Origin of the sequence: Streptomyces torulosus, assembly GCF_001419765.1 — a bacterium.
Taxonomy (GTDB): domain Bacteria; phylum Actinomycetota; class Actinomycetes; order Streptomycetales; family Streptomycetaceae; genus Streptomyces; species Streptomyces torulosus.
In genome coordinates this window covers 1-23,921 of record NZ_LIRK01000245.1, presented here as the reverse complement: position 1 = coordinate 23,921, position 23,921 = coordinate 1, and the positions used below count along the sequence as shown (strand labels likewise).

At 69.0% G+C, this 23,921-nt stretch carries 24 protein-coding genes; 21 read left to right on the top strand and 3 right to left on the bottom strand.

Annotated elements, in window-relative coordinates:
* The first annotated feature begins 109 nt into the window (after nt 1-109).
* From AOK23_RS17490 to AOK23_RS17395, 20 genes are all read left to right on the top strand, one after another.
* Nucleotides 110-1,867: a trypsin-like serine protease gene (locus AOK23_RS17490; RefSeq protein ID WP_107102804.1), complete on the top strand. Its 1,758-nt coding sequence runs from the start codon at nt 110-112 to the stop codon at nt 1,865-1,867.
* A gap of 213 nt (nt 1,868-2,080) precedes the next feature.
* Nucleotides 2,081-3,223, top strand: a complete 1,143-nt coding sequence (locus AOK23_RS17485) for an LCP family protein (protein ID WP_055713632.1) — start codon at nt 2,081-2,083, stop codon at nt 3,221-3,223.
* A gap of 232 nt (nt 3,224-3,455) precedes the next feature.
* Entirely contained in the window at nt 3,456-3,677 is a 222-nt protein-coding gene (rpmE, locus tag AOK23_RS17480; protein WP_055514850.1) for a 50S ribosomal protein L31, read from the top strand.
* A gap of 102 nt (nt 3,678-3,779) precedes the next feature.
* Nucleotides 3,780-4,856 (top strand): peptide chain release factor 1, encoded by a 1,077-nt coding sequence (gene prfA, locus AOK23_RS17475; protein ID WP_055538225.1) that lies wholly within the window; start codon nt 3,780-3,782, stop codon nt 4,854-4,856.
* An 80-nt stretch (nt 4,857-4,936) separates the two neighbouring features.
* A complete protein-coding gene (gene prmC / locus AOK23_RS17470) occupies nt 4,937-5,776 on the top strand; it encodes a peptide chain release factor N(5)-glutamine methyltransferase (protein WP_055514846.1) in 840 nt (279 codons plus the stop codon).
* A gap of 53 nt (nt 5,777-5,829) precedes the next feature.
* Nucleotides 5,830-6,477 (top strand): L-threonylcarbamoyladenylate synthase, encoded by a 648-nt coding sequence (locus tag AOK23_RS17465; RefSeq protein ID WP_055713631.1) that lies wholly within the window; start codon nt 5,830-5,832, stop codon nt 6,475-6,477.
* A complete protein-coding gene (locus tag AOK23_RS17460) occupies nt 6,474-7,145 on the top strand; it encodes an arsenate reductase/protein-tyrosine-phosphatase family protein (protein WP_055514842.1) in 672 nt (223 codons plus the stop codon). Before AOK23_RS17465 ends, AOK23_RS17460 begins: the two co-directional genes overlap by 4 nt.
* 78 nt (nt 7,146-7,223) lie before the next feature.
* Nucleotides 7,224-8,462, top strand: a complete 1,239-nt coding sequence (locus AOK23_RS17455) for a serine hydroxymethyltransferase (protein WP_055713630.1) — start codon at nt 7,224-7,226, stop codon at nt 8,460-8,462.
* A 129-nt stretch (nt 8,463-8,591) separates the two neighbouring features.
* The gene (locus tag AOK23_RS17450; RefSeq protein WP_055713629.1) at nt 8,592-9,887 is read left to right on the top strand and encodes an MraY family glycosyltransferase; all 1,296 of its coding nucleotides are present in this window, start codon (nt 8,592-8,594) and stop codon (nt 9,885-9,887) included.
* Nucleotides 9,888-10,064: 177 nt separating this feature from the next.
* Nucleotides 10,065-10,475, top strand: a complete 411-nt coding sequence (locus AOK23_RS17445) for a hypothetical protein (RefSeq protein ID WP_055713628.1) — start codon at nt 10,065-10,067, stop codon at nt 10,473-10,475.
* A gap of 430 nt (nt 10,476-10,905) precedes the next feature.
* A complete protein-coding gene (locus AOK23_RS17440) occupies nt 10,906-11,343 on the top strand; it encodes a Cg1360 family ATP-synthase-associated protein (RefSeq protein WP_055514835.1) in 438 nt (145 codons plus the stop codon).
* Between the two features lie 225 nt (nt 11,344-11,568).
* Nucleotides 11,569-12,396 carry a F0F1 ATP synthase subunit A gene (gene atpB, locus AOK23_RS17435; RefSeq protein ID WP_055713627.1) on the top strand — a complete coding sequence of 276 codons (828 nt, stop codon included), beginning with the start codon at nt 11,569-11,571 and terminating at the stop codon, nt 12,394-12,396.
* Between the two features lie 71 nt (nt 12,397-12,467).
* Nucleotides 12,468-12,713, top strand: coding sequence for an ATP synthase subunit c family protein (locus AOK23_RS17430; RefSeq protein WP_055514831.1), 246 nt, complete (start codon nt 12,468-12,470; stop codon nt 12,711-12,713).
* A gap of 41 nt (nt 12,714-12,754) precedes the next feature.
* Complete coding sequence (locus tag AOK23_RS17425) at nt 12,755-13,300, top strand: F0F1 ATP synthase subunit B (RefSeq protein WP_055514830.1); 546 nt, start codon at nt 12,755-12,757, stop codon at nt 13,298-13,300.
* Nucleotides 13,297-14,112 (top strand): F0F1 ATP synthase subunit delta, encoded by an 816-nt coding sequence (locus tag AOK23_RS17420; protein ID WP_055713626.1) that lies wholly within the window; start codon nt 13,297-13,299, stop codon nt 14,110-14,112. Before AOK23_RS17425 ends, AOK23_RS17420 begins: the two co-directional genes overlap by 4 nt.
* 119 nt (nt 14,113-14,231) lie before the next feature.
* Nucleotides 14,232-15,830, top strand: a complete 1,599-nt coding sequence (gene atpA / locus AOK23_RS17415; RefSeq protein WP_055713625.1) for a F0F1 ATP synthase subunit alpha — start codon at nt 14,232-14,234, stop codon at nt 15,828-15,830.
* Between the two features lie 21 nt (nt 15,831-15,851).
* Nucleotides 15,852-16,766: a F0F1 ATP synthase subunit gamma gene (locus tag AOK23_RS17410; RefSeq protein ID WP_055713624.1), complete on the top strand. Its 915-nt coding sequence runs from the start codon at nt 15,852-15,854 to the stop codon at nt 16,764-16,766.
* Nucleotides 16,766-18,202, top strand: coding sequence for a F0F1 ATP synthase subunit beta (gene atpD / locus AOK23_RS17405; RefSeq protein ID WP_055713623.1), 1,437 nt, complete (start codon nt 16,766-16,768; stop codon nt 18,200-18,202). The genes AOK23_RS17410 and atpD overlap by 1 nt, the downstream gene beginning before the upstream one ends.
* 131 nt (nt 18,203-18,333) lie before the next feature.
* Complete coding sequence (locus AOK23_RS17400; protein ID WP_055514820.1) at nt 18,334-18,708, top strand: F0F1 ATP synthase subunit epsilon; 375 nt, start codon at nt 18,334-18,336, stop codon at nt 18,706-18,708.
* Between the two features lie 133 nt (nt 18,709-18,841).
* Nucleotides 18,842-19,294 (top strand): DUF2550 domain-containing protein, encoded by a 453-nt coding sequence (locus tag AOK23_RS17395; RefSeq protein ID WP_055514818.1) that lies wholly within the window; start codon nt 18,842-18,844, stop codon nt 19,292-19,294.
* Nucleotides 19,295-19,326: 32 nt separating this feature from the next.
* Here AOK23_RS17395 and AOK23_RS17390 read toward each other — a convergent pair whose 3' ends face one another.
* The 3 genes from AOK23_RS17390 to AOK23_RS17380 all read right to left on the bottom strand — a co-directional run bounded on the left by AOK23_RS17390 (nt 19,327) and on the right by AOK23_RS17380 (nt 23,136).
* Nucleotides 19,327-21,159: a glycoside hydrolase family 18 chitinase gene (locus AOK23_RS17390; protein WP_055713622.1), complete on the bottom strand. Its 1,833-nt coding sequence runs from the start codon at nt 21,157-21,159 to the stop codon at nt 19,327-19,329.
* Between the two features lie 151 nt (nt 21,160-21,310).
* Entirely contained in the window at nt 21,311-21,952 is a 642-nt protein-coding gene (locus AOK23_RS17385; RefSeq protein WP_055713621.1) for a response regulator, read from the bottom strand.
* Nucleotides 21,949-23,136: a sensor histidine kinase gene (locus AOK23_RS17380; protein WP_055713620.1), complete on the bottom strand. Its 1,188-nt coding sequence runs from the start codon at nt 23,134-23,136 to the stop codon at nt 21,949-21,951. Before AOK23_RS17380 ends, AOK23_RS17385 begins: the two co-directional genes overlap by 4 nt.
* A 152-nt stretch (nt 23,137-23,288) precedes the next feature.
* Here AOK23_RS17380 and AOK23_RS17375 point away from each other — a divergent pair, with 152 nt between their 5' ends.
* Nucleotides 23,289-23,870 carry a hypothetical protein gene (locus AOK23_RS17375; protein WP_055713619.1) on the top strand — a complete coding sequence of 194 codons (582 nt, stop codon included), beginning with the start codon at nt 23,289-23,291 and terminating at the stop codon, nt 23,868-23,870.
* Nucleotides 23,871-23,921 lie beyond the last annotated feature (51 nt).

The window sequence follows — 23,921 nt, the reverse complement described above, 5'->3', positions numbered from 1 at the left end:
TTCGTGAGGGTGGCCCCGGTTTTTGTATGGGACACGTGTACGATCACGGTTCTTCTTCTGTCTTGTTTTGATTCTTTAGCTTTCAGGGGGGACTTGAGTGGTCAGATCTATGTCCGGAGCTGTCGCCACCGCGATAGCCGGGGCGCTGCTCCTGTCATCTGCCGGTGCGGCCAACGGAGCCGGCTCGTCGGGGAGCGACGAGCTGGACGTGCGGATCGCCAACGCGATGGCGGCGGACGACACCGTCGGTGAGACGGCGGCGAAGCCGTCGACGACGACGAACGAGTCGTCGTCGAGCACCGACGCGGACGGCCTGAAGCCGGACGCCAAGATCATCGGTGGTTCCGAGACCACCATCGGCGCTGCGCCCTGGATGGCGCAGCTCTGGTACTACGACGAGACCACGGGCCTCGGCTTCTTCTGCGGCGGCTCGGTCGTCTCGCCGACGAAGATCCTCACCGCGGCCCACTGCGTCGACAAGAACCACTACGACTGGGCCAAGTGGGGTTCCGTCGTCACCGGTACGGACCAGCTGCCCACGGCCGTCTACGACAGCGACGACAACCTGGTGGGCATGGACTACCACGGCGGCGAGCCCACGAAGGTGTCCCGCCAGTGGAACCACTCCTCCTACAACGAGGACACGATCAACAACGACGTCGCCGTCCTCACGCTGGCCAAGCCGGTCACCGCCACGCCGATCAGGATGACGACGTCGACCGACACGTCCTCGTACGCGGCGGGCACCAGCGCGAAGGTCTACGGCTGGGGTCGTACCAGCTCCACCAGCGACGACATCTCGGAGAAGCTGAAGACGGCGACGCTGCCCGTGGTCAGTGACACGACCTGCGGGAACACCTGGGACCCCTACTTCGTCAAGGGCAACATGTTCTGCGCGGGCAAGCCCGCCGGCGGCACCGACGCCACCACCACCGCGAGCTGCAACGGCGACTCCGGCGGCCCGCTCGTCGTGGGCGGCAAGGTCATCGGCGTCGTCTCGTGGGGCGTCGTGGACTGTGTGGAGAAGGGCGCGTACCCGGTCTTCACGAAGGTCAGCAAGTACGTCGGCGCCACCTACCCGCGCATCGACGACACCGACATCAGCCGGGACGGCAAGGCCGACGTCTTCCTGCGCAACAAGGAGACCGGCTCGGGCTACGTCCGCGCCTCCACGGGCTCCGCGCTCGCCGACCGCAAGGCGCTGACCGCCGAGGGCAGCTGGCAGGGCTACAACCTCGTCCAGCAGACCGACCTGAACCGCGACGGCTACCAGGACTACGTCCTGCGCCGCGCCTCCGACGGTGACGTCTTCTGGCGGCGGCGCACGGCGTCGTCGAGCACCTGGACGACCACGCAGATCTTCGACAACTGGGCGACCCGCACCCGGATCGTCACCCCCGGCGACGTCACCGGCGACGCCCTGCCCGACCTGCTCTCGGTCGACTCGGCGGGCGCCCTGTGGATCTACCCGGGCAAGGGCAACGGCACCTTCGGGACCCGCGTCCAGGTGAGCACGGGCTGGAACTCCTACAACGCGGTGCTCGGGCACGGCGACTTCACCGGTGACGGCAAGGCCGACCTGATCGCGCGCACCAAGACCGGCTCGAACATCTACCTGTTCAAGGGCACCGGCAAGGCCGGCACGGGCGCCTTCGCCACCAAGATCAAGGTCCGCTCCGACTGGAGCTCGTACAACACGCTCATCACTCCCGGTGACGTGAGCGGCGACGGCCGAGCGGACCTGCTGGCCCGCACCAGCGGCGGCACGCTGTACCTCTACAAGGGCACCTCGAAGGCCACGAGCGAGATCTTCGGCACACGGGTCTCGGTCGGAACCAGCTACGCCCAGTACGACCTGCTCGGCTGAAACACCAGGTGAGCCCGGTCCCACCGGGCTCATCCGGCACACCCGGTGCCCATCGCTCTTTGCGCGATGGGCACCGTTCGTTGTGCAACCCTTTCCCGAATTACTCCGTCTGACCGAACGGAGTGACCATGAGCGGTACGGCCACATCCGACCCAAGCAGGCCTGGGCCTGAGCGCAGGGGGTAACCGACCGGGAAAGAGGACCGAGGAGCGCATGTCCGCCGAGAGCACACTGGATCCCGCCACACAGGACGCGTCCGGCACCGCCGGCCGTCACCGCGCGCCCAAGGGCCGCCGCCGCAAACCGCGCGACGGGCACAGCAGGGCGGCGCTCGCCGTCGTCTGGACCGCCGCGGGCGTCCTGGTGCTGGGCGGCACCGGAGTCGGCTACCTGTACTTCAAGCTCAACGGCAACATCAAGAGCGTCGACATCAACCAGGCCCTCGGCACCGACCGGCCCCTCGACGTCGACAACGGCTCGCAGGACATCCTCGTCCTCGGCTCCGACACCCGCTCCGGCAGCAACAAGAAGCTGGGCGGCGGCGTCGACGACGGCAGCGCCCGCTCCGACACCGCGATGATCGTGCACGTCTACGAGGGCCACAAGAAGGCCAGCGTGGTCTCCATACCCAGGGACACCCTGGTGGAGCGGCCCGAGTGCACCGACACGCACGGCAAGACGTACCCGGCGGCGCGGCTGGCGATGTTCAACTCGGCATACTCCACCGGTGGCGCCGCGTGCGCGGTGAAGACCGTGGAGTCCATGACCGGCATCCGCATGGACCACTACATCGAGGTCGACTTCGCGGGCTTCGAGAAGCTCATCAACGTCCTCGACGGGGTCGACATCACCACGACCAAGGACATCAAGGACCCCGACAGCCATCTGAACCTCAAGGCCGGCGAGCACACCCTCACCGGCAAGCAGGCCCTCGGGCTGGTCCGCACCCGGCACGGCGTCGGCGACGGCTCCGACCTCGGCCGCATCCAGCTCCAGCAGGCGTTCATCAAGGCGCTCCTGGAGCAGGTCAAGGAGGTCGGCATCTTCAGCAACCCGAAGAAGCTCTACGACCTCGCCGACACCGCCACGGACGCCGTCACCACCGACTCCGACCTCGACGACGTCAAGGACCTGGCCTCCTTCGCGGGCGGTCTCAAGGGCATCAGCGCCAAGAACATGACCATGGTCACCATGCCGGTCCAGTACGACCCCGCCGACCCCAACCGCGTCCTGGTCGACGAGGCGAAGTCGAAGCGGGTGTGGGCCGCCCTCAAGGCCGACAAGCCCATTCCGAAGTCGGCGACGAAGGGCACGGCGACGGGAACGGCCGGGGACGTCGTCACCGCCGGGAACTGAAGGGGCGCGGGGAACGGCGCGAGCGGTCCCACGGCCCCGCAGCCGCCCACGGCGATCACGAGGCACCCCCTCGGGCGCACCCTCGCACACAGCAGGCCCCCCGGGAATACATGGCGGCACCCCCTGGTTTTGGGAGATGCGGCCAGTCCTGGCAGACTGGTACGTCGGCTCCGGTTCACGCTCTCGCATCCCGCGGCAGCGACCCGGCGCCCTCCCGAAACTAGGAGACACCTTGAAGCGCGACATCCACCCCCAGTACGTCGAGACGCAGGTCAGCTGCACCTGTGGCGCGTCGTTCACCACCCGTAGCACGATCGAGAGCGGCACCATCCGTGCCGAGGTCTGCTCCGAGTGCCACCCGTTCTACACGGGCAAGCAGAAGATCCTCGACACCGGTGGCCGCGTGGCCCGCTTCGAGGCCCGCTTCGGCAAGGCTGCCGCTGCCAAGAAGTAGCGAGCCCACAGCGCCGGTCCTAGGTGCCCCCCCGTCCGGGGGCGTCCGGGGACCGGCGCTTTGCGGTGCAGCCCACTTATCACGTCGTACAGGGAGCCGGAGATGTTCGAGGCGGTCCAGGAACTGGTCGGGGAACACGCCGACCTGGAGAAGAAGCTCGCCGACCCGTCGGTCCACGCCGACCAGGCCAACGCGCGCAAGCTGAACAAGCGGTACGCGGAGCTGACCCCGATCGTCGGCACGTACCGCTCCTGGAGGCAGACCGGTGACGACATCGAGACGGCCCGCGAGTTCGCCGCGGACGACCCGGATTTCGCCGCCGAGGTCAAGGAGCTGGAGAAGCAGCGCGAGGAGCTGACGGAGAAGCTGCGCCTTCTGCTCGTCCCGCGCGACCCCAGCGACGACAAGGACGTCATCCTGGAGATCAAGGCTGGCGCCGGCGGCGACGAGTCCGCCCTGTTCGCCGGTGACCTCCTGCGCATGTACCTGCGGTACGCCGAGCGCGTCGGCTGGAAGACCGAGATCATCGACGCCACCGAGTCCGAGCTGGGCGGCTACAAGGACGTCCAGGTCGCCGTGAAGACCAAGGGCGGCCAGGGCGCCACCGAGCCCGGCCAGGGCGTCTGGGCCCGACTGAAGTACGAGGGCGGTGTGCACCGCGTCCAGCGCGTCCCCGCCACCGAGTCCCAGGGCCGCATCCACACCTCCGCCGCCGGTGTCCTCGTGACCCCGGAGGCCGAGGAGATCGACGTCGAGATCAACCCGAACGACCTCCGCATCGACGTCTACCGGTCCTCCGGGCCCGGCGGGCAGTCCGTCAACACCACCGACTCCGCCGTGCGCATCACGCACATCCCCACCGGAGTCGTCGCCTCCTGCCAGAACGAGAAGAGCCAGCTGCAGAACAAGGAGCAGGCGATGCGTATCCTGCGCTCCAGGCTGCTCGCCGCGGCGCAGGAGGAGGCGGAGAAGGAGGCCGCCGACGCCCGCCGCAGCCAGGTCCGCACCGTCGACCGCTCCGAGAAGATCCGTACGTACAACTTCCCGGAGAACCGCATCTCGGACCACCGCGTCGGCTTCAAGGCGTACAACCTGGACCAGGTCCTGGACGGCGACCTCGACGCGGTGATCCAGGCATGCGTCGACGCGGACTCGGCAGCGAAGCTGGCAGCCGCGTAGGCCCGTACGAGTACGACGAGCACGACCGGAGGACTTGCGTGCAGCATCATCTTGGGGGGCGACCCCCAAACCCCCGCGGCGTGCTGCTCGCGGAAGTGGCCCAGGCCACCCAGCGCCTGGCCGACGCCGGCGTGCCCTCGCCGCGCAACGACGCGGAGGAACTCGCCGCGTTCGTGCACGGCGTGAAGCGGGGCGAGCTGCACACCGTCAAGGACTCCGACTTCGACGCCCGGTACTGGGAGGTCATCGCCCGGCGCGAGCAGCGTGAGCCGCTCCAGCACATCACCGGACGCGCGTACTTCCGCTACCTCGAACTGCAGGTGGGGCCAGGGGTGTTCGTGCCCCGCCCGGAGACCGAGTCCGTCGTCGGGTGGGCCATAGACGCCGTCCGCGCGATGGACGTCGTCGAGCCCTGCATCGTCGACCTGTGCACCGGCTCCGGCGCCATCGCGCTCGCCCTCGCCCAGGAGGTGCCGCGCTCCCGCGTGCACGCCGTGGAGCTGTCCGAGGACGCCCTCGTGTGGACCCGCAAGAACGTGGCGGGCTCCCGGGTCGACCTGCGCCAGGGCAACGCCCTCGACGCCTTCCGCGACCTCGACGGCCAGGTCGACCTGGTCATCTCCAACCCGCCGTACATCCCGCTCACGGAGTGGGAGTACGTGGCACCGGAGGCCCGCGACTACGATCCCGAACTCGCCCTGTTCTCAGGGGAGGACGGCCTGGATCTGATCCGCGGCCTCGAACGCACCGCGCACCGGCTGCTGCGCCCCGGCGGTGTCGTCGTCGTCGAGCACGCCGACACCCAGGGCGGCCAGGTGCCGTGGATCTTCACCGAGGAACGGGGCTGGGCCGACGCGGCCGACCACCCGGACCTCAACAACCGGCCGCGGTTCGCGACCGCACGCAAGGCGCTGCCCTGATGAGCACGCCCCCCACCACCCCCCAGCAGTACGTGTACGAGGAGGCCCGCTAGATGGCACGGCGATACGACACCAACGACGCGACCGACCGCGCCACCGGTCTGCGCGAGGCCGCGTCCGCCGTCCGCCGGGGCGAGCTCGTGGTGCTGCCCACGGACACCGTCTACGGCATCGGCGCCGACGCCTTCACCTCGGAGGCCGTCGCCGACCTGCTGGAGGCCAAGGGCCGGGGCCGCAGCATGCCCACCCCCGTCCTCATCGGCTCCCCGAACACCCTGCACGGCCTCGTCACCGACTTCTCCGAGATGGCCTGGGAACTCGTCGACGCCTTCTGGCCGGGCGCGCTCACCCTTGTCGCCAAGCACCAGCCGTCGCTCCAGTGGGACCTCGGCGACACCCGCGGCACGGTCGCCGTCCGGATGCCGCTGCACCCCGTCGCCATCGAGCTGCTCACCGAGGTCGGCCCCATGGCCGTCTCCTCGGCGAACCTGACCGGCCACCCGGCGCCGGAGAACTGCGACGCCGCCGAGGCAATGCTGGGCGACTCCGTCTCCGTCTACCTCGACGGCGGCCCCACCCCCGGGAACGTGCCGTCGTCCATCGTCGACGTCACGGGCAAGGTGCCGGTGCTGCTGCGTGCGGGCGCCCTGTCGGCGGAGGAGCTGCGCAAGGTCGTACCCGACCTCGAGGTGGCGAATTGACGGCCCCTGACGCGGGGCGTGGCATATGGGACGGGGAAGAGACGCGGACCTTCACGGGTCTGCCGCGTGACACCTTCCGCATCCTCCACGTCAGCACCGGCAACGTGTGCCGCTCGCCGATCACCGAGCGGCTGACCCGCCATGCCCTGGCGGACCGGCTCGGGGACCCGCTGGGCGGCGGACTGATCGTCGAGAGCGCCGGGACCTGGGGACACGAGGGCGCGCCCATGGAGGCCAACGCGGAGGCCGTCCTCGCCGACTTCGGCGCGGACGCCTCCGGCTTCACCGGGCGGGAACTGCTGGACGAGCACGTGATCATGGCCGACCTCGTGCTGACCGCCACCCGCGACCACCGGGCCCAGGTCATCTCGATGGGCCACTCGGCGGGCCTGCGCACCTTCACCCTGAAGGAGTTCACCCGCCTCGTCCGGGCGATCGACCCGGCCACCCTGCCGCCGCTGGAGGAGGGCATGGTCGTACGAGCCCGGGCGCTGGTGCGTGCCGCCGCCGCTCTACGCGGGTGGCTCCTCGCCCCGACGGCCGACGCGGACGAGGTCCACGACCCGTACGGCGCCCCGCTGCCGTTCTTCCGTTCGGTGGGCGACGAGATACACCAGGCGCTGGATCCGGTGGTGACCGCGCTGACGGGGGTGCCCGCCCGGGCGTAAGGACGGGACGACACCGGGCGTCCCCGGACACACGGGCCTACATTGGTCGTACGTCACCGTCGACGCCCGGAGCCCACCATGTCGGTCACCCCTGTCCTAGAGGCCGATGTCCTGCGACGGCAGGACCCCGAACTGGCCGACATCCTCCTCGGCGAGCTCGATCGGCAGGCGACGACCCTCCAGCTCGTCGCCGCCGAGAACTTCACCTCGCCCGCGGTGCTCGCGGCCCTCGGGTCGTCGCTGGCCAACAAGTACGCGGAGGGCTATCCGGGCACCCGCTACCACGGCGGCTGCGAGATGGTCGACGTCGCCGAGCGGCTCGCCGTGGAGCGGGCCAAGGCGCTGTTCGGCGCCGAACACGCCAACGTCCAGGCCCACTCGGGCTCCTCGGCCGTCCTGGCCGCCTACGCGGCCCTGCTGCGCCCCGGTGACACCGTGCTGGCGATGGGCCTGCACTTCGGCGGCCACCTCACCCACGGGTCGCCGGCGAACTTCTCCGGCCGCTGGTTCGACTTCGTCGGGTACGGCGTCGAGGCCGAGTCGGGCCTCATCGACCGCGAACAGGTGCGCACCCTCGCCCGTACGCGCCGCCCCAAGGCCATCGTGTGCGGCTCGATCTCCTACCCCCGCCATCTCGACTACGCGTTCTTCCGCGAGGTCGCCGACGAGGTCGGGGCCTTCCTGATCGCCGACGCCGCCCACCCCATCGGGCTGGTGGCCGGGGGAGCGGCGCCCAATCCGGTGCCGTACGCGGACATCGTCTGCGCCACCACGCACAAGGTGCTGCGGGGGCCGCGCGGCGGGATGCTGCTGTGCGGGAGCGAGCTGGCCGAGCGGGTGGACCGGGCGGTGTTCCCCTTCACCCAGGGCGGGGCGCAGATGCACTCCATCGCCGCGAAGGCCGTCGCGTTCGGGGAGGCGGCAACACCGGCGTTCACCGGGTACGCCCATCAGGTGGTCGCCAACGCCCGCGTCCTGGCCGAGGCGCTCGCACGGGAGGGCCTCGTCGTCGTCACCGGCGGCACGGACACCCATCTCCTCGCCGTCGATCCCGCGCCGCTCGGGGTCGACGGCCGCACCGCCCGCGGTCGGCTCGCGGCGGCCGGGATCGTGCTGGACTGCTGTGCGCTGCCGCACGGCGACGCCCGTGGCCTGCGGCTCGGCACGGCGGCGCTGACCACGCAGGGCATGGGCGAGGCGGAGATGACGCACCTCGCCGGGCTCTTCGCGAGGGCGCTCAGGGACGGCGGCGACGGCAGGCGGACGCGTGAAGAAGTACGGGACCTGGCCGGAAGATTTCCGCCGTATCCGCGCTGAGGTGGGGTAGACGCACCACTGCACACAGCATCACGTGCAACCATCGTCGCTACCCGGATGTCCCCAACCATATGCGTGCATCGCTAGGGTGTGGGGCTGAGATGGCCAGCGAGACCTGTGGGGAAGCCCGTGCGTGAATACCTCCTGACGCTCTGTATCACGGCCGCGGTGACGTACCTGCTGACAGGGCCGGTGCGGAAGTTCGCGATCGTGGCCGGAGCCATGCCGGAGATCCGTGCGCGCGACGTCCACCGTGAGCCGACGCCCCGCCTCGGCGGCATCGCGATGTTCTTCGGGCTGTGCGCCGGTCTGCTGGTCGCCGACCACCTGACCAACCTCAGCGAGGTCTTCGCCGACTCCAACGAACCGCGCGCGCTGCTGTCCGGGGCCGCGCTGATCTGGCTGATCGGCGTGCTGGACGACAAGTTCGAGATCGACGCGCTGATCAAGCTCGGCGGGCAGATGATCGCCGCGGGCGTGATGGTCATGCAGGGTCTGACGATCCTGTGGCTGCCCGTGCCCGGCGTCGGCATCGTCGCGCTGACCCAGTGGCAGGGCACCCTGCTGACGGTCGCCCTCGTCGTCATCACGATCAACGCGGTGAACTTCGTCGACGGGCTCGACGGTCTCGCGGCCGGCATGGTGTGCATCGCCTCGGCGGCGTTCTTCATGTACGCCTACCGCCTCTGGTACAGCTACGGCATCGAGGCCGCGGCCCCCGCCACCCTCTTCGCGGCCGTCCTGATGGGCATGTGCCTGGGCTTCCTGCCGCACAACATGCATCCGGCGCGGATCTTCATGGGCGACTCCGGCTCGATGCTGATCGGTCTGGTGCTGGCCGCCGGTGCGATCTCCGTCACCGGGCAGGTCGACCCGGACGCGATGCAGCTGTTCGGCTCGGAACGCGACACCGTGTTCCAGATGGTGCCGGTCTACATCCCGCTGCTGATGCCGCTGACCATCATCGCGATCCCGGCGGCCGACCTGATCCTCGCCATCGTGCGGCGCACCTGGCGCGGTCAGTCGCCGTTCGCCGCCGACCGGGGCCATCTGCACCACCGGCTGCTGGAGATCGGCCACTCCCACAGCCGGGCCGTGCTGATCATGTACTTCTGGTCCGCGGTCATCGCCTTCGGCGCCCTCGCCTACACCGTGAACTCGGCGTCCATGTGGATCGTCCTCGGCATCGCCGCCCTCAGCGGCGTCGGCCTCTTCCTCCTGCTGCTGCCCCGCTTCACGCCCCGCGCCCCCCGCTGGGCCGAGTCCTTCGTCCCGCCCCGCTACCGCCGCCGTCGCGCCGTCGCGCAGACCACCGCGGAACCCGCCGCGGCGCTCACGGACTGGACGCCGTCGCTCAACGGGGCGACGGCGATCGGCGGCCGGACCAAGGACGAGGAACCGAGCCCGGCGGGCGCGCGGCGGTGACGTCGTCCTCGGCGTGCATGGCCCTCAAGGGCAGGGACCTCAAGTACAGGTCACCTAAGGACAATTGAGCACGCTCCAGCCCCCTGGAAGGTCTTGGCCGACAGCGCGGGGGCTGTCCGCCGGAGACATGGCCGTGCGGGTCCGACGCCCCCGTGACCGACCATTCATGGGGGACGCATGCGCAAGTCCATCGCCACCACGCTCGTCGTCATGGCGCTCGGTGGTTCGCTCGGCCTGACGGCGACGCAGGCCTCGGCCGCTCCTGCCACCAAGGTCCTGCCCTTCAACTTCAACACCAATGAGGCGCAGAAGGTCGAGGACGACGCCAAGTTCAAGACGACGGCGGCCGGCAAGGTCCAGTTCACGATCACGAAGAAGACCTACGACCACGGCATCGGCATCCGCCTCATCACCTGCGGCAAGGACTGGAAGTCGCTGACGGGCTGGAAGGAATTCAAGAAGAAGAAGGGCGACTACTACACCTTCGACAAGAGCCTGAAGAAGAACCAGTGCTTCAGGATCCAGGCGGGTCGCAGCTGGGCCGGCTACATCGACGGCAAGCTCAAGGGCAAGATCAAGAAGGCCTGACCCGACACTCGCCGGAGTGACTCCAGCGGCCGGGGGCCGTGTGCGCAAGCCGCACACGGCCCCCGGCCGCTCTGCCGTTCTGCCGTTCGGCCGCGAGGCTCAAGGGCGGGACGTCGCGCTGACGCCAAGGTAAGAATCTGACTAAGCCTTTGCCGATGGCATGCAAGAACCTGGGAGGGCAAACCGCCCTTATACCAGACAAGTCGGCCCTGATTTTGCACAGACGGGCACGTTCACTCTCATGTGTGACGTCGTGCACACCATTCAGGTAAAGACCTCATCAAATAGTTTGTGATACGGTTCACGAGAACCCCGGATGGAGCCGAAGGACCGCAGTGCGACGGTCCAGCGGCGTGAGAATTCCGCTCGCCCCCGGGGACTACGCTCGTCCATGACGACACCTGCCCCCTTAGTAAGCGGAGTTGCCGCCATGCCGTCCAATGACGCCCGGATCCTCCTTCAGGCCGCCGTGCCCACGGCTGCCGCCGGCGCGATCGCCGCAGTCATCAGCGGTGTGGTCGTCGGGGGCAAGGGGGCGGTCGGCGCCATTGTCGCCGCGGTGATCACGATCCTCTTCATGGGAATCGGGCTCTACGTTCTGCAGCGCACTGCCAAATCGCTTCCTCATCTGTTCCAGGCGATGGGCCTGATGCTCTACGCGGCACAAATTCTGCTGCTGTTCATCTTCCTGGCCGCGTTCAAGAACACCACGCTCTTCCACCCTCGCGCCTTCGCGTTCACGCTCGTCGCCACCACCCTCGTGTGGATCGGCGCACAGACGCGCGCCCACATGAAGGCCAAGGTCCTCTACGTCGAACCCGATTCCTCCACGGGCAACAAGCCCGAAAAATCGGGGCACTCGTCGTGAGGGGTAGGGGCGGGATAAGTGACCGCAGGAGATCCTGCTATCGTCCGGTGCCAACTGCGGCATCGCGGGCGCGGGCGATCGAGCTGACGCCTGCCCTAGTGCGAGGCTCGATGCCCCACAGCCGCCCCCACATCCGTAACACCAGTCCAGTGCCGACCCGCGGCTGCGCGCCGCGCCGACACAACGAGGTTGCCGTACCCATGCGCCACGCTGAAGGAGCCCGCGGTGAGTGCTGATCCGACGCAGGTGCTCGCCTTCGAGACCGACTGCCACATTTTCGACGGCTGTGGCTTCGCCGATGTCGCTCCGGGCCTGCACTCGTTCCTCTTCGAGCCCCTCTTGGGCCACCAGGACGACGCCGTCTACTTCAACAAGACGATGCTGCTGGCGCTGCTCGGCTCGATCATCATCGTGGGCTTCTTCTGGGCCGCCTTCGCCAAGCCGAAGGTCGTCCCGGGCAAGCTCCAGATGGTGGCCGAAGCGGGTTACGACTTCGTGCGACGCGGCGTCGTCTACGAGACGCTCGGAAAGAAGGAAGGCGAGAAGTACGTTCCGCTCATCGTCTCCCTCTTCTTCTTCGTCTGGATCATGAACGTCTGGTCGATCATCCCGATCGCCCAGTTCCCGGTCACCGCGATCATCTCGTATCCCGCCGTCCTGGCCGGGATCGTCTACATCCTGTGGGTCTCGCTGACCTTCAAGCGGCACGGCTTCGTCGGTGCCTTCAAGAACTTCACCGGCTACGACAAGTCGCTGGGCGGAGTGCTCCCGCTGTCGATGACCATCGAGCTCTTCTCGAACCTCATCGTCCGGCCCTTCACCCACGCCGTTCGACTGTTCGCGAACATGTTCGCCGGCCACACGCTGCTGCTGCTGTTCACGATCGCCACCTGGTACATGCTCAACGGCATCGGCATCGCCTACTCCGCCGTGTCCTTCACGATGGTCCTCGTGATGACCGCCTTCGAGCTCTTCATCCAGGCCGTTCAGGCGTACGTCTTCGTACTGCTGACCTGCAGCTTCATCCAGGGCGCTCTCGCCGAGCACCACTGAGAGCCCCGACCCACCACCAGACATCCGGTGGCCAACCCCCACCGGTCATTGAAAGAGAAGGAAGAACCGGCATGTCCGCTCTCCAGACCCTCGCCGAGACTCAGATCATGGGCAACCTTGGCTCCATCGGTTACGGCCTGGCGGCCATCGGCCCGGGCGTCGGCGTCGGCATCATCTTCGGTAACGGCACCCAGGCCCTCGCCCGCCAGCCCGAGGCGGCCGGCCTGATCCGCGCCAACCAGATCCTCGGCTTCGCCTTCTGTGAGGCGCTCGCCCTGATCGGTCTGGTCATGCCGTTCGTCTACCCGACCTCCTGACCAGGTTCGTCGGACCGCCCCTTTAGACGGAAGGCACTGATATGAGCCTGGTTAACCTGGCGGCTGGTGGGGAGGCCGAAAACCCCCTCATCCCGCCGATCCCCGAGCTCGTCATCGGCCTGATCGCCTTCGTCATCGTCTTCGGCTTCCTCGCCAAGAAGCTCCTCCCGAACATCAACAAGGTTCTGGAAGAGCGCCGCGAGGCCATCGAGGGCGGTATCGAGAAGGCTGAGGCCGCGCAGACCGAGGCCCAGAGCGTGCTCGAGCAGTACAAGGCTCAGCTCGCCGAGGCCCGGCACGAGGCCGCGCGACTGCGCCAGGAGGCGCAGGAGCAGGGCGCCGCGCTCATCGCCGAGATGCGCGCCGAGGGCCAGCGGCAGCGTGAGGAGATCGTCGCCGCCGGTCACGCCCAGATCGAGGCCGACCGCAAGGCCGCCGCTTCCGCGCTGCGCCAGGACGTCGGCAAGCTCGCCACCGACCTGGCCGGCAAGCTCGTCGGTGAGTCCCTCGAGGACCACGCCCGGCAGAGCCGCGTCATCGACCGCTTCCTCGACGACCTCGAGGAGAAGGCCGAGGCGACGCGATGAACGGAGCGAGCCGCGAGGCCCTGGCAGCCGCACGTGAGCGTCTCGACGCGCTGACGGACTCCACGTCCGTGGACGCGGCCGCGCTCGCCGACGAGCTGGCCGCCGTCACCGCGCTGCTCGACCGCGAGGTGTCGCTGCGTCGGGTCCTCACCGACCCGGCGCAGGCCGGCGAGGCCAAGGCCGAACTGGCCGGGCGCATCCTCGGCGGCCAGGTCAGCGGGACCACCGCCGACCTGGTTGCGGGTCTGGTGCGTTCCCGGTGGTCGCAGTCGCGCGACCTGGTGGACGCGCTGGAGGAGCTGGCCGCCCTGGCCGACCTCACCGCCGCGCAGACGTCGGGCACGCTCGACGACGTCGAGGACGAGCTGTTCCGGTTCGGCCGGATCGTCGCCTCGAACACCGGGCTGCGGTCCGCGCTGACCGACCGCGCCGCGGGCGCGTCGGCCAAGGGCGAACTGCTCCGCAGCCTGCTCGGCGGCCGTGCCAAGGCCACCACCGAGCGTCTGGTGACGCGCCTTGTGACCGCGCCGCGGGGACGTAGCCTGGAGGCGGGACTCGAGTCCCTGTCCAAGCTCGCCGCCGAGCGCCGCAACCGCATGGTCGCCGTCGTCACCTCGGCGGTCCCGCTGAGCGACACCCAGAAGCAGCGCCTCGGCGCCGCCCTGGCGAAGCTCTACGGCCGCCCGATGCACCTCAACCTCGACGTGGACCCCGGCGTCCTCGGCGGGATCCGGGTGCAGGTCGGCGACGAGATCATCAACGGTTCGATCGCGGACCGACTCGAGGACGCCGGCCGCCGTCTGGCGAGCTGAGCAACTTCATACGCAGTACGTACCTACGGCCCGGTTGGGCCGTGCAGAGGATTCCTGGGGGTCGCCCCCAGACCCCCAAGTTGAAACTTCGGGCCCAACAAGGAGAGCAGGGAACCCAGATGGCGGAGCTCACGATCCGGCCGGAGGAGATCCGGGACGCGCTGGAGAACTTCGTCCAGTCGTACAAGCCGGACGCGGCCTCGCGCGAGGAGGTCGGTACGGTCACCCTTGCCGGCGACGGCATCGCGAAGGTCGAGGGTCTTCCCTCGGCCATGGCCAACGAACTGCTGAAGTTCGAGGACGGCACCCTCGGCCTGGCGCTGAACCTGGAAGAGCGCGAGATCGGCGCCATCGTCCTCGGTGAGTTCAGCGGCATCGAGGAGGGTCAGCCGGTCACCCGTACCGGCGAGGTCCTGTCGGTCGCCGTGGGCGAGGGCTACCTCGGCCGCGTCGTCGACCCGCTCGGCAACCCGATCGACGGCCTCGGCGAGATCGAGACCAGCGGTCGTCGCGCCCTCGAGCTGCAGGCCCCGGGCGTCATGGCCCGTAAGTCGGTGCACGAGCCGATGGAGACCGGCTACAAGGCCGTCGACGCGATGACCCCGATCGGCCGTGGCCAGCGTCAGCTGATCATCGGTGACCGCCAGACCGGCAAGACCGCCCTGGCCGTCGACACGATCATCAACCAGCGCGACAACTGGCGCTCCGGCGACCCGAAGAAGCAGGTCCGCTGCGTCTACGTCGCCATCGGCCAGAAGGGCTCGACCATCGCGTCGGTCCGCCGCGCGCTGGAGGAGAACGGCGCGCTGGAGTACACGACCATCGTCGCCGCCCCGGCGTCCGACCCGGCCGGCTTCAAGTACCTGGCGCCGTACACCGGTTCGGCCATCGGCCAGCAGTGGATGTACGAGGGCAAGCACGTCCTCATCATCTTCGACGACCTCTCGAAGCAGGCCGACGCCTACCGCGCCGTGTCCCTGCTGCTGCGCCGCCCGCCGGGCCGTGAGGCCTACCCGGGTGACGTCTTCTACCTGCACTCCCGTCTGCTGGAGCGCTGCGCGAAGCTCTCCGACGAGATGGGCGCGGGCTCGATGACCGGTCTGCCGATCGTCGAGACCAAGGCCAACGACGTCTCGGCGTTCATCCCGACCAACGTCATCTCCATCACCGACGGCCAGTGCTTCCTGGAGTCGGACCTCTTCAACGCCGGTCAGCGTCCCGCGCTGAACGTCGGTATCTCCGTCTCCCGCGTCGGTGGTTCCGCCCAGCACAAGGCGATGAAGCAGGTCTCCGGCCGTCTGCGCGTGGACCTCGCCCAGTTCCGTGAGCTGGAGGCGTTCGCCGCCTTCGGTTCCGACCTGGACGCCGCGTCCAAGGCCCAGCTGGAGCGCGGCCAGCGCATGGTCGAGCTGCTGAAGCAGGCCCAGTACGAGCCGATGTCCACCGAGGACCAGGTCGTCTCCGTGTGGGCCGGCACCACCGGCAAGATGGACGACGTGCCGGTCGCCGACATCCGCCGCTTCGAGAAGGAGCTGCTGGAGTACCTGCACCGCAAGGAGCAGGGCCTCATGACCTCCATCAAGGAGGGCGGCAAGCTCTCGGACGACACGCTGACCGCTGTCGCCGACGCGATCGCCGACTTCAAGAAGCAGTTCGAGACCTCGGACGGCAAGCTGCTCGGCGAGGACGCTCCGGCGGCCGTCAGCGTCTCCAAGTGACGTAAGGAAGGGACCTGACTCATGGGAGCCCAGCTCCGGGTCTACAAGCGTCGCATCCGATCCGTCACCGCGACCAAGAAGATCACCAAGGCGATGGAGATGATCGCCGCCTCGCGCGTCGTCAAGGCGCAGCGCAAGGTGGCGGCCTCCACGCCGTACGCGACCGAGCTCACCCGCGCGGTCACGGCGGTGGGGACTGGTTCGAACACCAAGCACCCGCTGACCACGCAGGCCGAGACGGTCACGCGTTCCGCAGTGCTGCTGCTGACGAGTGACCGTGGTCTGGCCGGTGCCTTCAACTCCAACGCCATCAAGGCCGCGGAGCAGCTGACGGCACGGCTGGAGGCCGAAGGCCAGCAGGTCGACACGTACATCGTCGGCCGCCGTGGTGTCGCCCACTACAACTTCCGTGAGCGCAAGATCGCGGACCAGTGGACCGGCTTCACGGACGAGCCCACGTACGCGGACGCCAAGAAGGTCGCGGCGCCCCTGATCGAGGCCATCGAGAAGGACACGGCGGACGGCGGCGTGGACGAGCTCCACATCGTCTACACCGAGTTCGTCTCGATGATGACCCAGCAGGCGCTCGACGCGCGCCTGCTGCCGCTCAGCCTCGAAGAGGTCGCGCAGGAGAAGCCCCAGGGCGAGATCCTGCCGCTGTACGACTTCGAGCCGTCGGCGGAGGACGTCCTGGACGCCCTGCTGCCGCGCTACGTCGAGAGCCGTATCTACAACGCGCTGCTGCAGTCGGCTGCCTCCAAGCACGCCGCCACCCGCCGCGCGATGAAGTCGGCGACCGACAACGCGGGCGAGCTGATCAACACGCTCTCCCGTCTTGCCAACGCGGCCCGCCAGGCCGAAATCACCCAGGAAATCAGCGAGATCGTCGGTGGCTCCGCAGCCCTTTCCGACGCGACCGCGGGGAGTGACAAGTAATGACGACGACTTCTGAGACGGCCGTTGCCACGGGCCGCGTCGCCCGGGTCATCGGCCCGGTCGTCGACGTGGAGTTCCCCGTCGACGCGATGCCGGAGATCTACAACGCCCTTCACGTCGAGGTGGCCGACCCGGCCAACGCAGGCGAGCTGAAGACGCTGACCCTGGAGGTCGCCCAGCACCTGGGTGACGGCCTGGTCCGCACCATCTCCATGCAGCCCACCGACGGTCTGGTCCGCCAGGCCCCGGTCACCGACACCGGCACGGGCATCACCGTCCCGGTCGGCGACTTCACCAAGGGCAAGGTGTTCAACACCCTCGGTGAGGTGCTGAACGTCGACGAGACCTACGACGGTGAGCGCTGGTCCATCCACCGCAAGGCCCCGAACTTCGACGAGCTCGAGTCGAAGACCGAGATGTTCGAGACCGGCGTCAAGGTCATCGACCTCCTCACCCCGTACGTCAAGGGTGGAAAGATCGGTCTGTTCGGCGGCGCCGGCGTCGGCAAGACGGTGCTCATCCAGGAGATGATCTACCGCGTCGCCAACAACCACGACGGTGTGTCGGTGTTCGCCGGTGTCGGTGAGCGCACCCGTGAGGGCAACGACCTCATCGAGGAGATGTCGGACTCCGGCGTCATCGACAAGACCGCGCTGGTCTTCGGTCAGATGGACGAGCCCCCGGGCACCCGTCTGCGCGTCGCCCTCGCCGGTCTGACCATGGCGGAGTACTTCCGCGATGTGCAGAAGCAGGACGTGCTGTTCTTCATCGACAACATCTTCCGCTTCACCCAGGCCGGTTCCGAGGTGTCGACCCTGCTCGGCCGTATGCCCTCCGCGGTGGGCTACCAGCCGAACCTGGCCGACGAGATGGGTCTCCTCCAGGAGCGCATCACCTCGACCCGTGGTCACTCGATCACCTCGATGCAGGCGATCTACGTCCCCGCGGACGACCTGACCGACCCGGCCCCGGCCACCACCTTCGCCCACCTCGACGCGACGACGGTTCTCTCCCGTCCGATCTCCGAGAAGGGCATCTACCCGGCCGTGGACCCGCTGGACTCGACGTCCCGCATCCTCGACCCGCGGTACATCGCGGCGGACCACTACACGGCCGCCATGCGCGTGAAGAGCATCCTGCAGAAGTACAAGGACCTGCAGGACATCATCGCGATCCTCGGTATCGACGAGCTCGGCGAGGAGGACAAGCTCGTCGTCCACCGTGCCCGTCGCGTGGAGCGCTTCCTGTCCCAGAACACCCACGTCGCCAAGCAGTTCACCGGCGTCGACGGGTCGGACGTGCCGCTGGACGAGTCGATCGCCGCGTTCAACGCGATCATCGACGGTGAGTACGACCACTTCCCGGAGCAGGCGTTCTTCATGTGCGGTGGTCTTGAGGACCTCAAGAAGAACGCGAAGGAGCTCGGCGTCAGCTGACGCCCGGCAATTCGTGAACAGTGGGGGGCGAGACCACACCTCTAGGGGTGCGTCCCGCCCCTCTCTGTACTCCCTCTAGAATTGAACCCAACACCCGGCGGAACCGCCGGGTGGTGACCCGAGGAGCCACCTTGGCTGCTGAGCTGCACGTCGCGCTGGTCGCGGCCGACCGAGAGGTCTGGTCGGGCCAGGCCACCCTGGTCGTCGCACGCACCACGTCCGGCGACATCGGCGTCATGCCCGGTCACCAGCCGCTGCTCGGTGTGCTGGAGTCGGGCCCCGTGACCATCCGTACGAGTGAGGGCGGCACCGTCGTCGTCGCCGTGCACGGTGGATTCATCTCGTTCGCGGACAACAAGCTGTCCCTGCTGGCCGAGGTCGCCGAGCTGGCCGACGAGATCGACGTCCAGCGCGTGGAGCGCGAGCTGGAGCGGGCGAAGGCGGAGGGCGACGCCGCCGCCGAGCGCCGCGCGGACGTCCGACTGCGGACGGTGTCGGCGCGCTGAACGGGTGCGCCGTGTGATGCTGTGTCTCAGCCGCGGCTGGGTCTGGATGGAAACATCCTGATCCGGCCGCGGCTGAGGTGAATACGGGTGTTTTTTACGTTCCATTACCTAGGAGACGAGGAGGTCGGTGTCGATGGTCCTCGCTCTGACTGTGTGCGGGTCGGTGATCGCGCTCGTGGTGGTGGGGCTCGTCGTCTTCGGACTGCGCCGCCGACTGATCCAGCGCTCCGGTGGAACCTTCAACTGCAGCCTGCGGTGGGACGCCCCGGAGAAACCCGTGGGCGGCGAGGAGAAGGGCAAGGGCTGGGGCTACGGCATCGCCCGCTACAACGGGGACCGCATCGAATGGTTCCGGATCTTCTCGTACTCGCCCCGCCCGCGCCGTGTCCTGGAACGCTCGGCGATCGAGGTGGCCGGCCGTCGCACCCCGGACGGCGAGGAGCTGGTGCTCCTGCCCGACGACATCATCCTGGTCTGCCTCCACCGGGGCACGCGTCTGGAGCTGGCGATGAGCGAGGACGCGCTGACCGGTTTCCTCGCGTGGCTGGAGGCAGCCCCGCCCGGACAGCGAGTGAATGTGGCGTAGCCACATTCACTCGCCTGATCTTCCTCAGCCGGTCACTTCAGACCGTTGTTGATCGCGGTCACCAGCTCTCCGTTGCTCGTGTCGCCGCTGAACTCCCAGAAGAACGCGCCGCCCAGGTTCTGGTTCTTCGCCCAGGTCATCTTGGTGCCGATGGTGGCGGGCGTGTCGTAGCTCCACCAGTTGCCGCCGCAGTACGCGTAGGCCGTGCCGGCGACGGTGCCGGTGGCCGGGCAGGAGTTCTTCAGGACCTTGTAGTCCTCGATGCCCGCCTCGTAGGTGCCGGGCGCCGCGCCGGTGGCCGCTCCGCCGGGGGCGGACTGGGTGACGCCGGTCCAGCCGCGGCCGTAGAAGCCGATGCCCAGCAGTAGCTTCGCGGACGGGACGCCCTTCGACTTCAGCTTGGCGATGGCGTCGGCGGAGTTGAAGCCCGCCTGCGGGATCCCGGGGTACGAGGTGAGCGGGGAGTGCGGGGCGGTCGGGCCGTCCTTGTCGAAGGCGCCGAAGTAGTCGTACGTCATCACGTTGTACCAGTCGAGGTACTGGGCGGCGCCGCCGTAGTCGGCCGCGTCGATCTTGCCGCCGGAGGAGCCGTCGGCGGTGATGGCCGCGGTGACCAGGTAGTTCGCGCCGAACTCGGTGCGCAGCGCCGACATCAGGTTCTTGAAGGCCGCCGGGCCCGAGGTGTCACAGGTCAGACCGCAGGCGTTCGGGTACTCCCAGTCGATGTCGATGCCGTCGAAGACATCGGCCCAGCGCGGGTCCTCCACGACGGCCTTGCAGGACTTGGCGAACGCGGCCGGGTTCTGCGCGGCCTGGCCGAAGCCGCCGGAGTAGGTCCAGCCGCCGAAGGAGTACAGGACCTTGATGTGCGGGTACTTCGCCTTGAGCTGGCGCAGCTGGTTGAAGTTGCCGCGCAGCGGCTGGTCCCAGGTGTCGGCGGTGCCGCTGACGGACTGGTCGGCGGTGTACGCCTTGTCGGTGGCCGCGTAGGAGTCGTCGAGGACGCACTGGCCGTTCTTGACGTTGCCGAAGGCGTAGTTGATGTGGGTGATCTTGGCTGCCGAGCCCGAGGTCACCAGGTTCTTGACGTGGTAGTTGCGGCCGTAGACGCCCCACTCGGTGAAGTAGCCGAGCTTGACCTTGGAGCCGGGCGGCGGGTCGACGACCCCGCCGGTGGTGCGGACGGCGACCGCGCCGCTGAGCGGGCCGGTCTGGTCGGCGGTGTCGCGGGCCTGGACGGTGTAGGAGTAGTCGGTGCCGGCGGTCAGACCGGTGTCGGTGTAGGTGGTGCCGGTGACGGTGGCGACCTTGCTGCCGCCGCGCAGGACGTCGTAGTTCTTGATGCCCTTGTCGTCGGTGGCCGCGCTCCAGCTGAGCTTGACCGAGGTCTCGGTGACACCGGACGCGGTCGGGGTGCCGGGGGCGGAGGGTGCCGCGTCACCGGGGACGCTGGGGCCGCCGTCGCAGCTGCCGCCGTTCAGCTTGCAGTTCGCCGGGGAGCCTGAGCCGCTCCCGTTGAAACCGAAGGAGACGGAGGCGCCCGGGGCCAGAGAGCCGTTCCAGGACTTGTTCTTGGCGGTCCAGTGGGAGCCGGAGGAGGTCACGTCGGCGTCCCAGGCCGAGGTGACCGACGTTCCGGAGGGGAAGTCCCACTCGACGGTCCAGGAGCTGAGCGTGGTGGTGCCGGTGTTCTTGACGGTCCACTTTCCTTCGAAGCCGCTGCCCCAGTCCTGGGTCCTGGTGTAGGTGGCGGTAGCTGCTGAGGACGCAGCCGCCGCGTGGGCCGGGGTCGCGAGACCGACCAGGCCCGTCAGGGGAAGCAGCAGGGTGGCGAAGCCCGCCGTGAGTCTGTGCCTGAAGCGCATGACGCGCCTCCTTGTGGGGTGTCGTGAGCATGAGCATGACGTGGCGCAGTGCGGCGAGAATAGAAAGGTCTGGACCATAGGTCAATGGGTCTGGACCAGTGCGCGACGCCGGGCAGCACGCCCGAGAGCCGCCGGACACCCCTCCGGCGCGTCAGATCCCCAGTTCCTGGGCCAGTACGGCCGCCTGGACCCGGCTGCGCAGGTCGAGCTTGCCGAGGAGCCGGCTCACATGGGTCTTCACCGTCGCCTCCGCCATGTCGAGCCGCACCGCGATCTCCGCGTTCGGCATCCCCTGGCCGAGACAGGACAGCACCTCGCGCTCCCGTCGGGTCAGCGAGTCGAGCACCGACAGGTCGACCGAGGGCTCACGGTCCGACCCGGCGGCGAACTCGGCGATCAGCCGCCGGGTGACGGCCGGGGCGATCAGCCCCTCGCCGCGCCCCACCGTCCGCACGGCCGCGATCAGGTCCTTCGCCTCGGTGTTCTTCAGCAGAAACCCGGCGGCGCCCGCCCGCAGCGCCCCGAACACGTACTCGTCGAGGTCGAAGGTGGTGAGGACGAGGACGTCCGCCAGGCCCTCGGCGACGACCTGGCGGGTCGCGGACACCCCGTCGAGACGCGGCATCTGCACGTCCATCAGCACCAGGTCGGGCCGCAGCTCCCGGGCGAGCGCCACGGCCCGCTCCCCGTCGGCCGCCTCGCCGACGACCTCGATGTCGGGCGCGCTGCGCAGGATGAGGACCAGCCCGGCGCGTACGGCGGACTGGTCCTCGGCGACGAGGACGCGGATCATGCGGGTTCTCCTTCGGTGACCGGCAGGCAGGCGCGTACGACCCAGATCTTGCCGTGCTCCGCGCTCTCGGGCCCCGCCTCGAAGGTGCCGTCCAGCAGCGCGACCCGCTCCCGCATGCCGACCAGGCCGGCGCCCGATCCGGGGGCGCTCGGGCCGTGCCGGTCGCCGTACGGGCTGGTCACCGCGATGTGGAGGGAGCCGTTCGGTTGCCGCAGGGTCACCATGACGCGGCCGGGGCAGGCGTGCTTGAGGGCGTTGGTGAGGGACTCCTGGACGATGCGGTAGGCCGCGAGGCCCACGGGTGCGGGCAGGCTGTCGCCGTGGTCGGCGTCGAGGGTGACGTCCAGGCCGTTGGTGCGGGCGCCGTCGACCAGGGCGCCGAGTCCGTCCAGGGTGGGGGCGGCGGCCGGTTCGTTGTCGCCGCCGGTGTCCCTGAGGATGCCGATCAGGCGGCGCATCTCGGCGAGGCCCTCGACGCTGTTCTCGCGGATGACCCCGAGGGCCTGCCGGGAGGTGTCCGGGTCGTCGAGGGAGAGCGCGGCCGTGGAGTGGATCGCGATCGCGGACAGATGGTTGGCCACCATGTCGTGCAACTCCCGTGCCATCCGCGCCCGTTCGGCCACGACGGCCTGGGCGCGGTCCATCTCGGCGAGCAGCGCGGTCTGTTCGGCGTGGAGCCGGGCGGCCTCGGCGGCGTCGCGGTGGTTGCGGACGATCCAGCCGGTGGCGGCCGGCATGAAGGCGACCAGGCCGATGACCGCGCCCACGAGCACCGCCTCCGGTACCCGCCAGATCGCCACCGGCACGACCGTGCCGGTCACGGTGAGCACTCCGGAGACCCGCAGGACACGGCGGGCGGTGGCGGGCGGGCCGTAGACCACGGACGCGTACACCAGGTCGGTGAACATCACCACCGTGACCAGATTGCCCTGGGTGATCGTGTCCACCGTCAGCGCGGCCCACCCGACCAGCAGGGCGGTGCGGGGCAGGGTGCGGCGGAGCGCTTCGCAGGCCGCCGTCACGACCAGGGGCAGCAGGATCCACCAGCGCCCGTCGAGCAGCACGATCGGGTCGTCGGCCGGGCGGGTCGCGAGGTGGATCCCCCACAGCAGCAGGCCGCCGAGCAGTCCGGCGAGGGCGGCGCGCACGTCGAAGGGGTGCGGGCGGGGCGGTCGTACGGCCATGTCCCCATCCAACACGGCGCGGGTGCTCGCCGCCTGATGCCCGGGGACGGTCCTGGACTGCATCCTTCGATGTATTGCGGGTTCGTCATCGCCGACGACGATTCCGGCCGGCCCTGTCGGGAGCCTGGAAGGGTGAACGAAAGGAGCGAGTCGTGATCGTCGCGTTGATCATCGCCTGCGAGGTCGGTTTCTGGGCGCTGCTGGCGCTCGCCCTGGCCGTCCGCTATCTGCTGAGGTGGCGCCGGACGAGTGTGGTCCTGCTGCTGTGCGAGCCCGTGCTGGAGCTGGTGCTCTTCGTGGTGACCGCGATCGACCTCAAGAACGGCGCGGAACCGAGCTGGGAGCACGGCCTGGCGGCGCTCTACATCGGGTTCACCGTGGGCTACGGCCACTACATGATCCGCTGGCTGGACGGCCATGCCGCGCATCGCCTGGCGGGCGGTCCGAAGCCGGTGGGGCCGCCGAAGTACGGCACGGCGAGGGCCCGGCACGAGGGTGCCCTCTGGCTGCGGACCGTGGTGGCGGCCGGTGTCGCGCTGGCACTGCTCCAGGCGGCCGTCTGGTACGTAGGCGACGACGGGAACGTCGCGTCGCTGAGGTCGTTCCAGTGGGCGGCGCTCCGCGCGGCCGGGATCCACGGGCTGGTCGCCCTCGCCTACACGATCTGGCCGAAGAAGGCCCCGGAGGGCGAGAGGGAGACCGCGGAGGAGAAGGAGCGGGCGGGGGTGCGGTAGGGGGTGCGGTGGCGGAGGGCGCGAGGCCGTACGCGCGGTTGTTCGCACGGG